The organism is Bartonella sp. AP21QHHD (assembly GCF_042196205.1).
Taxonomy (GTDB): domain Bacteria; phylum Pseudomonadota; class Alphaproteobacteria; order Rhizobiales; family Rhizobiaceae; genus Bartonella.
The window spans coordinates 36486-51011 of record NZ_JBHIPT010000108.1; the positions used below are offsets into that span (position 1 = coordinate 36486).

Below are 14526 nucleotides of genomic sequence, written 5' to 3' on the forward strand. Positions count from 1 at the left end.
TTCATTTTGTATATTTTAAAAAACAAACTATTAACATACAAAAATACTAAAAGCGCCCTTTCCTTGAAGCAAAATATTTCTTTAAAGTACAAAATATTACTAAAAAATAGCAAAAACAAACTCATTCTTTCCAAATAAAGAGCTATTTTCTTTAGAAAGAAGGTGTTACAGTATATAAAAAATATAATGGTCTGCTTTTAATAAAGACCCCTTAAGAGCAAAAAGGGAGAGTGAATGTGTTGCACCAAAAAAAACAGAGACAAAAAACACCCAAGATAAAATAGAACAAATCCTTTTTGCCCAAACCGATAAAGAAGATATTGCTTATTATGAAAATGAAGAACTTCAAAAAGCCACAGCCATCGCGGTAAAAGCTTTTAATCTCCATCAGACGGGAAAAAATACCATCTGCTTTGAGCAAAATTTAACCCGCAGTAACAAACCTATAACCGTTATCACGCTTGTCAATGATAACAAACCCTTCCTTCTGGATTCTATTTTAAATGTTTTTAATCAACACAAAAACCATATCTATTTGATTGCACACCCCATTATTGATTGTGCTTCTGGAAAACGCATCAGTCTGATGCAAATTCACATCGAGTCATTAAACAAACAGCAAATACAAAAACTTGAAAATGAACTCACCTTAGTTCTTGAACAGGTTAATGCTGCTGTACAAGACTGGAAACCTATGCTTGAAGAAGTTGAAAAGCATATTCATGCCTACCAAATAAGTCTTCCCCCGCACTACAAACAAGAAGGCGAAAAGGCCATTGAGTTTCTTCACTGGCTAATGGACGATAATTTCATTTTCCTTGGTATGCGCACTTACAACTTCATTAAAGACCAAAAACCCCTAAAATCCTTTACGGCAAGTAATATTGAACTTGGTATACTCACGGATGCTTCTATTCATATTGTTGACGATAAAAGTATGAAAGAACCTCCTCAAGAAGTTTTATCCTTCATGGAAAGCGATAATCTGTTTATCGTGACAAAAGCGAACAGCCGCTCCAAAATTCACCGTTCTGTTTGGCTCGATTATATTGGTCTTAAAATCTTTGATAAAGAAAACCAACTCTGTGGAGAATTACGCATTGTAGGGCTTTTTACCTCCTCAGCTTATACACGTTCTATTTTGCAAATTCCTTTCTTAAAAGAAAAAGCCCGAACTATTATTCAACGTCTTGGACACAATCACGCCGATTATTCAGGAAAAGCACTCATCAGTGCTTTAGAAACCTATCCAAGAGATGAAATGTTTCGCTCTGATGTTGATACATTGACAGAAAACACTAAGCTTATTCTACAATTAGATGAACGCCCACGTTTACGGGTTCTTGCCCACACTGATTCTTTTGGACGCTTTGTTTCTATCCTTGTCTACGTACCGCGTGACCAATATAGCAGCAGCCTGCGTGAAAAAGTTGGCGAACATTTTGTAGAGCTTTATAAAGGTGACTTTTTTGAATCTTATCCGCTATTTTTGGAAAGTACCCTTATACGTGTCTATTATATCATCCATCGCAAAGGAAACGAAACTGTTCCCCTTCACGAGCGCTCCACACTTGAACAACATGTACGTTCGATTGCACGAAGTTGGGAAGACAGGGTTCAAGCCATCGCTCTTAACAAGAAAATAACAGAGCAACAAACACGTCTAGCCAGTGAATTCCCCAACAGCTATCGTGATTTATTTTCAGCTGAAAACGCTATTAACGATGCCGGACATATTCTAAGTCTTCATGATGAAAAGCCCCTTTTCGTGATCTTTTATCACGCACAAAACAAAGAAAAACAGTGCATTTCTCTTCGGCTTTTTCACCGCCATGAAGCACTTGCCCTTTCCAAACGTGTACCACTCCTTGAAAATATGGGGTTTCGCGTTATTGCTGAACAAACCCTTGAATTACCAGATGGCAATGGGCGCTCTGTGTATCTTCATGATATGCAGCTAGAAAGTACTTTCCAACGCTGTATCGATTTTGAAAAAGACGGTCAAAAACACGCCGAAACCTTTGAAGCCATTTGGGCACAAAATGCTGATAATGACGGCTTTAATGCTCTCACCCAAACAGCTGAGCTTGATTGGCATGAAATTGTTATTTTGCGCCATTATGGGCGCTATCTCCAACAAGCTGGAATTCCTTATTCGCAAGATCGCGTTGCCCAAACTTTAAATGCTTATCCTGACATTACCCAAGATCTTTATGCTTTATTTCATTTAAAATTTCATCAAAGCCATACAGAAAAAGAACGAGAAAAAAACCAACAAGTTATTCAAAAGCGCATTGAAGAAAAATTACGGAAAGTCTCTGGTTTAGATGATGATCTCATTTTACGCCGTTATTGTAACCTTATCGAGGCGAGTTTACGAACGAATGCCTTTACGCCTCTTCCTGATGGAAGTCCACGGCGTATTTTAGCCACCAAATTAAATCCACGCCAGATTGAAGGTTTGCCTGAACCGCGCCCTTACCGAGAAATTTTTGTTTATGGACCAGAAGTTGAAGGGGTCCATTTGCGTTTTGGACCTATCGCTCGTGGCGGCATTCGTTGGTCTGACCGTGCATTAGATTACCGCACCGAAGTGCTTAGCTTAGTCAAAGCCCAACAAGTTAAAAATGCGGTTATCGTTCCTGCAGGTGCAAAAGGTGGATTCTATCCCCATCGGCTTCCCCAAACAAATGACCGTGCTGTCATCATAGAAGCAGCACGACAAGCTTATACAGACTTTATAACAGCTTTGCTCTCCATTACAGACAATCTGATTAACGGCAAAATAAGTTCTCCCCACAATGTCATCTGTCATGATGACCCTGACCCCTATTTTGTTGTTGCGGCGGACAAAGGAACAGCAACTTTTTCTGATACAGCCAACGCCATCAGCCAAGCAAACCACTTTTGGCTTGATGATGCTTTTGCCTCTGGAGGTTCAGCAGGTTACGACCACAAAGACATTGGTATTACAGCTAAAGGTGCATGGGAAGCCGTCAAAAGACATTTTAGAGAATCATTTAATCACGATATTCAAACAACGCCCTTCACCTGTGTCGGTGTTGGCGATATGTCTGGTGATGTCTTTGGCAATGGAATGCTGCTTTCCAAACAAACAAAATTGATTGCCGCTTTTGATCACCGCGATATCTTTATTGATCCAGATCCGAACATAGACGAAAGCTATGTAGAGCGTACGCGTCTCTTCAGACTACCTCGCTCAAGCTGGCAGGATTACGATAAAACCAAATTATCAAAGGGCGGTGGCATCTTCTCACGAAAAGAAAAAACCATTACTCTCTCACCTGAAGCAGCACAAGCCATTGGTTTCGAAAAACAAACAGGAACACCCTTTGAAATTATCTCTGCTCTTCTCAAAGCCCCTGTTGATCTTTTATGGTTCGGTGGCATTGGTACTTATATCCGTGCTGCAACAGAAAACGATGCCCAAGTAGGTGATCGAGCAAATGATGCAATACGCATTACCGGAGAACAAGTGCGTGCAAAAATTATTGGTGAAGGAGCTAATCTTGGTGTTACACAACGTGGACGGATTGAATATGTCTTAAATGGTGGTCGATGCAACACGGATGCCATTGACAATTCTGCTGGTGTGAATTGTTCTGATATTGAGGTCAATCTCAAAATTGTTCTTGCATCAGCACTACGTGCCAAAACGTTAACCCGCGAAGAACGCAATAAGCTCTTGAAAAAAATGACGCCTCAAGTCGAGCAACTTGTCTTGCGCAACAATTATCTACAACCCCTTGCGCTTTCTTTGGCGGAAAACCAAAGCACTACTGATTTGCCCTATCAAATACGCTTTATGCACGATTTAGAACAAAAAAAGCTTCTAGATCGTAGAGTTGAAATACTCCCTGATGAGCAAATTTTACGACAAAGAACAACCCAAGGCAAAGGTCTTCTCCGTCCAGAACTCGCCGTTATTTTTGCCTATGCTAAATTGACCTTAAAAGAAGAAATTGCTAATAGCCCCATTGTTGATGATCACTATTTCAATACAGCCTTGCTGAACTATTTTCCAACCCAAATTCAAGAAAATTTTAAGAAGGAAGTTATTAACCATCAATTGCGTCGTAATATTATCGCAACGCTGATTGCCAACGATATTGTAAATCGTGGAGGCCCCACTTTTGTTAATAGACTACACGATGCAACAGAACAAAAGACTGAAAATATTATTCGCGTTTTCATTGCCATCCGCGATGGTTTCGAAATTCCTCAATTGTCTGAGCAAATTGATAAGCTTGATAATAAAATACTCGGTCTTGTCCAAAATAAATTCTACGCAACAATGACCCCAATGCTCTTTGAAACAACCAATTGGGGTTTGCACAACATAGATCTCTCACGTCCATTAGAAGAAATTGTAAAAACAATAAAACAAGCCCGTAGCGTTATTGAAAAAGAGCTTATGCATTCTCACGGCAACGATATTAAGCAAAAGATTGAAGAAAAAGCATTACACTACAGCGAAGAGGGAGCACCAAAAGCATTAGCGAAACAATTAGCTCTCTTGGAAGCTGCTTCAACAATCTGTGATATTTCTTTGATTGCAAAACAAAGCAACAGTGATCTTATTAAAACCGCAGAGATCTACTTTTCACTTGCGCAAATCATTCGTATAAACCGCATTAACGAAGCAAGTCGTATAATTCCTGTAGTAGATTATTATGATAGTATGGCTTTAAGCCAAGCCAAAGAAAATGTTTCTGAAAGCTTTCGGCAAATCGTTATGAAAATCCTCAAAAATTATGGAAAGAAAAAAGATCCTTTTGACACTTGGAAAAAAACAGAAGAAGATCATATTCACAACATTACAAACCGCATTAGCGCCCTTATTGAAAATGATCTCAATATTTCTCGTTTTACTTTTGCAGCAGGATTGATTTCTCAACTTCAAAATATTGGCTTTCAAACCTAAAGAAAATACAAAACGACCCCCTCAATCTCCCGTTCTATCCCACCACCACAACAAACCAACTAAGACAGAGCAGAAGTTTGCATTTTAGACATAACACCAAAAATAAAAATCTCGCTATTTATCACAATAGAATTGTTTGCAACAATTTCAAAAAAAACAACAGGATTGATTTCTCACCCTAAAAACATAAACTTTCAGACTTAAAAGCAGTACAAAACAGCTAAGCTTTTGCTCCGTTCTATCCATCCATGACTAATCAACAAGGGAAGAACGGAAACCCTATCCCGCATTTTTAGACAGAGCACTCAAAATAAAAAATAAATTCAAATTTTACTGTCAAATATCCTTCATCATAAAAATATAATATATTGATTTACAATCATAATTTTATCATTTTTATGATAATCCGATATTCTAAATTTGTCTCATTTAAAATCTATTTATATTCAATTAATTAACCCCATTTCCCCTTGCATATTGCAAATGGGAAAGCCGAATAGATAAAAACAGTAAAGAAAGGACTAAAAATGCCCCTCATAAACCGCCACAAGTGCCAAAAGCTGCAGTAAGATTGAGAATTAGCAAATATAAGCAAATATAATATGATGATGTTTTCCCCTAGCTTGTTACTCCGTAACCGAAAAGATGATGGTGCTTAATGGCTTTATCCTTATACCATTCACAGGCGACATCGTGAAATAGGAAGCACTGAGAAATATTTTTTTAACAAATGCGTAAATATGCAATACAAATATATTCTGTTTTACGTGGAAGGCATATAGCTTCATTAAAAAATATCAGAAATAAAAGGATAAGCTTAATCCATTATTTAAAAGATATAACTGTAACTGCTTTTGAAATGCGTAAAATCGAATAAAAAATGACAGTAAAGATGGATGTTGATTTTCCCCTTTACAACTTCATATCTTCCTCCAACTAGGCTATTTACTTGTTTTAAGAGGTTACACCCAAACAGATATATGCAATATGCTCATTCCATATATAAAGAAAAAGGTTCCTAACAAGTACCATACCACCTGTATAAAAAGGCAATTCAGCATACTTTAAAATGCCACTTTTTCCATAGAAACACTGTTGCTATATGTAGTTTGACATAAGATTTTGTACTAAGTGAAAAGAGGTTGGACGAGTTAGGAGTAGGTGATAATTTTTTATTTTTATAGCTATTTTTTTACCATTAAATACGCATTTTGTTAAAATAGATTTTGACACTCTAAAATTGCAAAAAAGTGTGAAAATCAGAAAAAGTTGAAATTTGGTAGTAAAAATGAAAAAAGGCTTTGGTACAACACCTAAAGTGGAGCAAGACGACCAAGTTTTAAAAATCCCAGTTTTACCCACCCATTGTTAATGAGCAAGGAAAGAACGGGAGCGCCGTCCGCATTTTTAGGCAAAGCACCCAAAATAAAAAATAACGCTTGAAGATTATTGGCTTGCGCGGGAAATAAGCGCTGCAGAGTGTTAAGAAGCTTCATGGACTGAATAAGGACAAGTTCAAATTTTGCTGTCAAATATCCTTCATCATCAAAAGAAAAAGGTCCACTAATACGCACTGCACCACCTGTATGAAAAGTCAATTCACCTTGCTTTAAAAGTCCACTTTTTCCATACAGTCGCTGTTGCCAATTTTTTTCTTCATGTTCAAACAGAAGAGAGGCATCATTTAAAATCCATTTCAAATTGCCATCAATTTTAGGAATATCAACAAAAGAAGATTTTAAAAAGGGAGAAGCATCAAAACCGTCAAAAGTTATATGTCCCGATAAATCATTCTTTTCATGTTTAAGATCAAGTCGAAAAAATTCTGCCGTTATTTTTTGAAGCATATCTTGTGGTTCTAACGGCTGAATAATCACGTCATGCGTATTTTGCAAAGATGCCGGATCTTCAATATTTTCTTGTGTCGTTTTTTTATCTGTCGTTGGTGCTCTTAATGCTTCTTGAAGCTTTTGATCTTCAGGGGAAGAGGAAAAAGATGAAATCTCAAGCCCTTCAGCTATAAACTTCAATGTTTTACCCGTTTTCCAATAAGGCTCTGTTTCAATCACCAAATTGCGCCAATGCGATACTATGGGAGTTTTTCCGGAAAAAACAATTAATGCAGGAGAATGAACATTAAACTCGACCAAATGAGGTGCGTAAATTGGTGCACCAGCTGTCAAACGCCCCGTCGATAAAGAAACCCCATGTAAAGGCCAAGAAAATTGAAACTTGTCACAAACAACACCGACACGTAAAGGATAACCATCCTTGTGCACATTCTCACATACCGCCGCCATATTATGGGAAGATACTTTTGTGAATATATCAGAAACATAGTCTTCTATTTTACGCGAAAAAAAAACCAGAGTGCGCTATAAATAAATATCAGAGCAAGACAAAAGAGCCCACAAATTAAATAACTCAAAGAAAAACTTTTTTGTGATGATGGTATTTGAAAGGATTTAGACAATATTCAAACTTTCTTTATCTCTTAACTTCCTCCCCACCCTAAAAAGGATAAAGATTCCCAACCACGTTCAGTTTATACACAATCCAACTTCTTAATCGACCGGATTTTATCTACTGATCACTTCAAGAAGTCCCTATACATCGTTCTAAAGTACAGTATCTCATAAGCTCAATAAACAAGATTTTCTTAAAAAAAACCCATTACACCCTTTAACAAAAAACACCTCATGTGTAAAGTTTTACATAGATTTTCTACCTCTAGCTTAAACCATACTGTTTTACAGCACAACAAAAATGATAATGAATAGTGTTTCTTAACGATAAAGCCATTGAGCCCCCCATCTTTACGCTTATGGAGACCCCAAAGCCAGCACCATCATTATATTTGGCTAGCCCCCAAATGTTGCGACAGCCCTTGGCACTTAAGACAGTTCATAAGAAGCATTTTTAGTCTTTTCTTATACAGTTTTTGCCCACACGCCAGCCCTACTTGTGACATGCAAACAAGAGGTTTTTATTGAGTCAACATACACAGGTTTGGAATGAAAAAACCTTACTATATTCGGGGTTCTCATTCAATATACAAAACCGTGAATTACCTATATAAATCAATTCGTTGTCAACAATCACACAAGTACGGGCGGTGTACAAAAAATCCGGTGTAATGCGCTTTCAAACCATTGGCTCAAAGCTCGATCATAGATTAAACGACCTTTCAAGTGTGCACAAGCAGGTTGAGCACCTTTTTCAGTCAATTTATGTGCCGAACGCACGACCAAACGCCGCATCATAGCGCGTGTAAATTCAGCATGAAACTGCAAACCCCATGCATTGTTTCCATAACGAAAAGCTTGTGTAGGATATGTATTCCCTGTTGCCAAAAGCATTGCCTCTTTCGGTAAATCATAAATACCTTCATCATGGAAATGGTAGACCATCTCTGGCCAATTCATCAATTCCTTCCCTTGTGGGGTTGCTTCTAGTGGATACCAGCCGACTTCAACAGTCCCATCACTTCTTGTACCAACGCGCCCCCCTAGATTTCGCGCTAACATTTGTGCTCCAAGACAAATACCCAAAAAAGGCTTATTTTCCTTTAGTGATAACGAAATCCAATCAATTTCCTCACCAATATAGGCTTCGCTGTCATTCACACTCATCGGTCCCCCTAAAATAACAACGCCGGCATAATGCTCTAATGTATCAGGGAGTTTTTGTCCAAAAATAGGACGATAAATATCAAGAACAAAACCATTTTGTTGTAAAAATTTTCCCAACCGACCAGTATAGGTAGAGCGCCGATGAATAACGACAGCAATCCTTGGTTTGTTATTTTTTTGTTTTTTATCAAGACATCTCTGATTTAAAAACATTTTTTAACCAATCACCTCTGCTACCAAGCAAAACTTTATTTTTAAAGCATAAGAGAATAATTTTATTGGACAAGACTAACGATATTTTTTCTTCTAGGTCAATTGTTTCTTCTGAGAAAACATTCGTATTATCAACATTGGTGCAATTTAAAATAAACGAAATTTTTTCCTCGATAAAGATGTTTCTTCTTCTGTTTTAACCCCTGGATCATCAACATTTAAGTGAGTTTGACTGAACATTTTTACATCTTTTTCTTTTATATCTTGTTTCTCCACCTGCACATTATGCAAAAGAGAATCATCTACAGGTGTTAATTTTTCAAGCTTCTTATCTCCAACATCATCACTTTTTCCCATAACATACTCTTTGTCTTGCCTTTTCGACACAATATTGTCCGCCTCTAATGTGAGAGAAGGCATACAAGGAGGCGCCTTCCATTCAAAACAGCCCAAACGTCCACTGATTGGAGAAACCACTGACCAAGAAGAAAAAATGGCCCCATCACACATCCACACTGGATCACGTTCAGCACGAAGTGCTAAAGAAAGCCATTGACGCACAGCACCTTGATTGTTTCCCTGTGCCTCTTCAATATCTGCCAACAATAAATAAACACTTTCCCGTGGATGACATTGTAATGCTTTTTGTGCCTTCTCTCTTGCTAATGCTGTTTCACCAGCATCCAAAGCTGCTTTAGCAATAAGGAAAGCCGACTCAAATGCATCTTTATTATAAGAAGCAAGTGTCTTAGCCCTTTTCAATCGCCCAATGGCTCCTTCTTCTCTTTCAAGATAAAGCGCTCCCAAGTCAGGATGAGGCTCCTTTTGCCAAGCCGCTATAATCATTTTATCCGCTTTACGCGTTTCGTTTAATTTATAAAGAATATCAGCAGCAATAACTATTATTGGAACAAAATCAGGCGCCAATTTATGGGCTTTCAAAATAGCTTCACGTGCTTGTACAGGATGTGTATCAAACAAAGAAAGAGCCTGCCCACTTAGTAGTAAAACCTGTATATGCTGCCGCTCTGGAATCGCGCGAATAGAACGCGGGAGAGCTTTTTGCGTTCTTTCAAAAATAGTAAGTGCCTTATCCCATTTACCCTCAGTACTTAACCGATCAAGCACCGCCTGATGCGCCCATAAAAGTGCTGGCGATAAAGTCAGTGCCTCTTCAGCATATTGTTGCGCTGCCTCATAAGCTTTACTCTTCATTGCTTCACGAAACAAACCATAAAGTCCAACCAGTTTTGTCGGATCTTCCTTTCTCATCTCTTCATAAAGACCGATGGCGCGAACAGAGTCATTTTGTAAAGACAAGGTTTGCGCTTGTAAGAGTTTTACCAATGGCTCTTGTTTCCCTGCAAGATATTTAGCAACACGTGCTTCCATTTTTTGCGCAACCATACTATCACCAGCAAAAGTTGCAAGAATCCCCTTTGAAAGAGCTTCGTAACCACGCTTTTGATGGCGTTTATAAAAATAATTGGAAAGAGCATTCGGTATGGAAAAAAAGAAAGACAATAACCACCATAAAAGCACCAGCGTTACAAAAAATAAAATAAGCACACTTAACACTGTAAGAAATGAAGCAGAAAATCTGAAATGCAAAAATGTGAGAACAAAAATACCATTGTGATTAGCAACCCACGTGAAAGCTAAACCGAGGATACAAACAACAAAAATATAAATAAAAACACGTATCATCTTGGGCCTATTTACATCTTTGTTGCTTTAAAAGATCCTTGTTGCACAGACAATAACAATTGCTGCAACAACTGTTGAATAGCAATATGTCTTTCAAGCTGCTTAACAAAATCCATTGAAACATCTTTTGCACTTTGGGGCAATGATTGCCATTCGCTCAAAGCCTTTTCGTAATCACCAGCTTGAATGGCAACTTCCATGCGTGCCGCAATAGCCCCCAGCGTTGTCCCTTCAACATTTCCAATCGGTCGCGAAACAATGAGCCCTTTTATCCACGCTAAAATTCGGTCAAAAAAACCAGCATCTGACGCAACAAGATTTTGCGTACCAACAATTGCATCAGCAACATGAGCAAAATCAACTGAAAGTTGTGCTGAACTTGGAAGACCCACAGTAGCTGTTTTTTGCAACACATCAAGTCCATTAATCGAAGGCGATAATTGCCGCAACAGCTTTAATTCATTATTATAAGATCCACCACGCTCTATAGCATTTTTTAATGAACTAATTGCAGTAAAGAGCGCGGTATCTATTTCTTTTTTCTCACTATTTTTAACAGCAGTTTCTTCCTGTAGTGCTTCTAACTGTTGTTTTAACGCAGCAAGATCATTTGCATTGCTCTGCCCAACAGACAAAGCCGTCTCTATCTCTTTCGACTTTCTAACAAAAGTTTGTACAGTTTCTTCAAGAGCTTTTACTTTTTCCTCTAAAATCGCAAAAGCTTTTTTGCTTTCTTCTTTCGATAGTTCATCATTTTTCGTTGTTTTAAACTGTTGTGATGAAAAAGAAGAAAACTCTGTTTTTAACGTATCAATTTCTTGAAAGACCCGCCTCAATTGTTCCTTTGTGTCTTCACCTTGACTTTTTGCGGCTTCAGCAATCTGCAAAGCTTTTTCTCCTCCAGCAGAATTTTCCACAAAAGGAGAAGGAAAAAAACCAGCCCATTGAAGCCCCATAAAAACTCCCAAAGCAATGAATCCTCCCAAAATCCCAGAAAGGGACAAGAAAAGCCAAGTTGTACTAGAGATACTTTTATCCTGACCTTGCATATTCTGTTTTTCTCGCGCATGAGATTCTACAGAATTATGGATTTTTTCCTCTGAATCATGGGGAACAGCTTCATGTTCAATAACTGGTTTCTTACGGCGCGTACCAGCATAATGTGGTTTAACTTTTGGTTTTGAAGAATCGACCATCTCTGTCACTTTTCGTGCACACTTTTTTTAATGATAAAATAATAAAATGAAAAAAGTTTTAAAAACGCAGCTTTTCTCAATAATATTTACAATTATCGCCTTTAATAGACAAGTTTTAAAAAAAACATTTGCATTTTATACTCGAAAATACAGCTTTATTTTTTAATCCATGATATCATAAAATTCAAAGAAAATGCCAAAACACATATTTTTCATAGAAAAATCAATTCTAAGAGAAATACTTTGCATCTTTTTCTGTTCATGGTACGCACGCAGGAAAGAAGCTTCAATATAAGGTTTTGTTTAAAATGCGTCTGCTGGGAATAGAAACAAGTTGTGATGAAACGGCAGCAGCTGTCATTGAGTATAACAATGAATCAAACAGCCAAATTCTTTCCAATGTTGTTTGGAGTCAAATTGATCACCATGCACCTTACGGCGGTGTTGTTCCTGAAATTGCTGCTCGTGCCCATGTTGAAGTTCTTGATCATTTAATTCTGCAAGCACTAACAGAAGCAAACACAAAATTAAAAGATATTGATGGCATTGCAGCCACCAGTGGACCTGGTTTGATAGGAGGATTGTTGGTAGGCGTTATGAGCGCAAAAGCACTCTCTCTTGCCACTGGCAAACCATTTATTGCGGTAAATCACTTAGAGGGACATGCTTTAACAGCTGTGTTAACGCACAACGTCAGCTTCCCTTATTTATTACTTTTAGTTTCAGGGGGTCATACACAAACAATCATTGTTCATGGAGTAGGCAACTACCAACGTTTAGGAACCACTATTGATGATGCATTAGGAGAAGCCTTTGATAAAACAGCAAAACTTTTAGGTCTTCCTTATCCTGGTGGACCAGCACTTGAAAAAGCAGCTTTATTTGGTGATAAAAATCGCATCCCTCTTCCACGTCCTTTAAAAGGTGAAAAACGATTAGATTTTTCTTTTTCAGGACTCAAAACTGCTGTTCGACAAGCCGCAACAGCCATAGCTCCTCTTACAGAAAATGATATTGCTGACATTGCCGCAAGTTTTCAAGCCGCCGTAACCGATACAGTACGTGATCGCGTTCACCTCGCTCTACAGCACTTTGCCCACCAATATCCTCTCTCTCATGATCAAGAAAAGCGTTCTCCTGCTTTGGTTGTCGCAGGCGGTGTTGCCGCAAACCAAGCCATTCGCTCTACGTTGCAAAAACTTGCCCATCAACATGGTTTTGAATTTATAGCCCCTCCTCTTTCCTTGTGTACCGATAATGCTGCAATGATTGCTTTTGCCGGTGCACAAAAACTCGTACGAGGAGAAACAAACTCTCTTGACATTGCACCCCGCTCACGCTGGCCATTAGATGAAAAAGCCCCGCCCTTGATCGGGATGGGACGCCGTGGAACAAAAGCATAATAAAATTGACGTCCTACACACATCTTAAAGAACGAAGATTTCTACTCAATCCGGTCTATAGATAGTCCGAATTCTCTATCGAGCAGATTCCACCTGCTTCCCACTCACACAATTCACTTAACCCAAAGATCGACACGTAAACCTAAATATTCACCACACATTCTTAAAAACTTCATGTTTCAAAAAACTACCTTATATCATTACACTTCAAATGACGGTATTTTACAGCATAATAAGATCTACTCTCTCCCACGAAGCATAGATATGAATGCCATTCGTTGACCTCATCATCTTTGATCATTTATTCGTTTCATTGTCATTGTAATCTTAAAGCTTTTTAGAACCAATTTTCTTAATTTTTTCCAACAAACTCTTATAGTAACCGCATTTCAAACCATAGCTGAAAAGATAAGCAAAGAGCAAAATACTTTTATACAACATGAAATATCAATGGAGCGTGTCTCTCTACTACACATTATTTTGAAACAAGAAAAAATAGATAATAGTCGTTCTTTACCCCATTTTAAAAATCATCGTTGATGGTATTACAAAGATGCTTATAAAAATGCATAACAGTCTATGAAAAAGGAGAACTCATGGCTTATTGGCTTTTTAAATCTGAACCCCATAAATGGTCATGGGAGATGCAAAAGAAAAAAGGAGCTGATGGCGAACAATGGGATGGTGTACGCAATTATCAAGCCCGTAACAATATGCGCGCTATGAAATATGGTGATAAAGGTTTTTTTTATCATTCAAATAAAGGTTTAGAAATTGTAGGAATTGTAGAAATATGTGCTGAAGCGCACCCTGATTCTACAAGCTCTGATCCACGCTGGGAATGTGTGGACATCCGTGCACTTTGTGACATGCCAACACCTGTTTCATTAAAACAAATTAAAGCCAATCCCAAACTAGCAAATATGGTGCTGGTCAAAGCCAGCCGCTTATCAGTGCAACCCGTAACAGAAGATGAATGGAAAGAAGTCTGTTTAATGGGCAACCTTAAGGAGGAAATGCTTTTATCTTAAAACAATAATTTTTATTCATTAACTCATATAAAAAGATGCTTCATAGCGCAGAAGAATAAGCTCAACACATCCTTCTGTTGAGGTATTCTCATGCTAAATGCATAAATATGATATTTTTCTTTGTCATTTTTTATCCTGCACTCTTTCTCAATACAGTCTCCTTCCAAATTACACAAAAAACCTCTTTATGATGCATCTTTTCGGCATTGCTAAAGGCAAAGCTTGCTCAACGATTATAATAAGCAACACCACGAACATAACACACAATCCCCTTCGCACACAAATGCAACAAAAAAACAAAACTGAACGTGGATAAAAACAATAAAAACGATCGTGAAGTTCTCCTAAACAGTGCATATGTGCTAAGTGTTGCACAATTCTCTTCACGCTTAAAAAACG

Annotated in this window: 7 protein-coding genes; 3 read left to right on the top strand and 4 right to left on the bottom strand. The window is 37.9% G+C overall.

Features of this window, described 5'->3' with window-relative positions; genetic code table 11:
- The first annotated feature begins 280 nt into the window (after positions 1 to 280).
- Complete coding sequence (locus ACFIMC_RS07365; protein ID WP_375683777.1) at positions 281 to 4945, top strand: NAD-glutamate dehydrogenase; 4665 nt, start codon at positions 281 to 283, stop codon at positions 4943 to 4945.
- 1313 nt (positions 4946 to 6258) lie between these two features.
- Here ACFIMC_RS07365 and ACFIMC_RS07370 read toward each other — a convergent pair.
- The 4 genes from ACFIMC_RS07370 to ACFIMC_RS07385 all read right to left on the bottom strand — a co-directional run bounded on the left by ACFIMC_RS07370 (position 6259) and on the right by ACFIMC_RS07385 (position 11693).
- A complete protein-coding gene (locus ACFIMC_RS07370) occupies positions 6259 to 7245 on the bottom strand; it encodes a DUF2125 domain-containing protein (protein WP_375668526.1) in 987 nt (328 codons plus the stop codon).
- A 798-nt stretch (positions 7246 to 8043) separates the two neighbouring features.
- Complete coding sequence (locus ACFIMC_RS07375; protein WP_375638436.1) at positions 8044 to 8790, bottom strand: glutamine amidotransferase; 747 nt, start codon at positions 8788 to 8790, stop codon at positions 8044 to 8046.
- A 147-nt stretch (positions 8791 to 8937) separates the two neighbouring features.
- Complete coding sequence (locus ACFIMC_RS07380) at positions 8938 to 10497, bottom strand: heme biosynthesis protein HemY (protein ID WP_375642816.1); 1560 nt, start codon at positions 10495 to 10497, stop codon at positions 8938 to 8940.
- 11 nt (positions 10498 to 10508) lie between these two features.
- Complete coding sequence (locus tag ACFIMC_RS07385; RefSeq protein WP_375671991.1) at positions 10509 to 11693, bottom strand: COG4223 family protein; 1185 nt, start codon at positions 11691 to 11693, stop codon at positions 10509 to 10511.
- Positions 11694 to 12001: 308 nt separating this feature from the next.
- Between ACFIMC_RS07385 and tsaD the strand changes: the two genes are divergently transcribed.
- Both tsaD and ACFIMC_RS07395 read left to right on the top strand, forming a co-directional pair.
- Positions 12002 to 13096 (top strand): tRNA (adenosine(37)-N6)-threonylcarbamoyltransferase complex transferase subunit TsaD, encoded by a 1095-nt coding sequence (gene tsaD, locus ACFIMC_RS07390; RefSeq protein WP_375671992.1) that lies wholly within the window; start codon positions 12002 to 12004, stop codon positions 13094 to 13096.
- A 596-nt stretch (positions 13097 to 13692) separates the two neighbouring features.
- Complete coding sequence (locus ACFIMC_RS07395) at positions 13693 to 14127, top strand: EVE domain-containing protein (RefSeq protein ID WP_375634332.1); 435 nt, start codon at positions 13693 to 13695, stop codon at positions 14125 to 14127.
- Positions 14128 to 14526 lie beyond the last annotated feature (399 nt).

Bases quoted from the DNA above. Each gene is read 5' to 3' on its own strand.
- ACFIMC_RS07380 (WP_375642816.1), bottom strand. From the start codon at position 10,497: ATGATACGTGTTTTTATTTATATTTTTGTTGTTTGTATCCTCGGTTTA.
- ACFIMC_RS07385 (WP_375671991.1), bottom strand. From the start codon at position 11,693: ATGGTCGATTCTTCAAAACCAAAAGTTAAACCACATTATGCTGGTACG.
- tsaD (WP_375671992.1), top strand. From the start codon at position 12,002: ATGCGTCTGCTGGGAATAGAAACAAGTTGTGATGAAACGGCAGCAGCT.
- ACFIMC_RS07395 (WP_375634332.1), top strand. From the start codon at position 13,693: ATGGCTTATTGGCTTTTTAAATCTGAACCCCATAAATGGTCATGGGAG.
- ACFIMC_RS07370 (WP_375668526.1), bottom strand. From the start codon at position 7,245: ATGGCGGCGGTATGTGAGAATGTGCACAAGGATGGTTATCCTTTACGT.
- ACFIMC_RS07375 (WP_375638436.1), bottom strand. From the start codon at position 8,790: ATGTTTTTAAATCAGAGATGTCTTGATAAAAAACAAAAAAATAACAAA.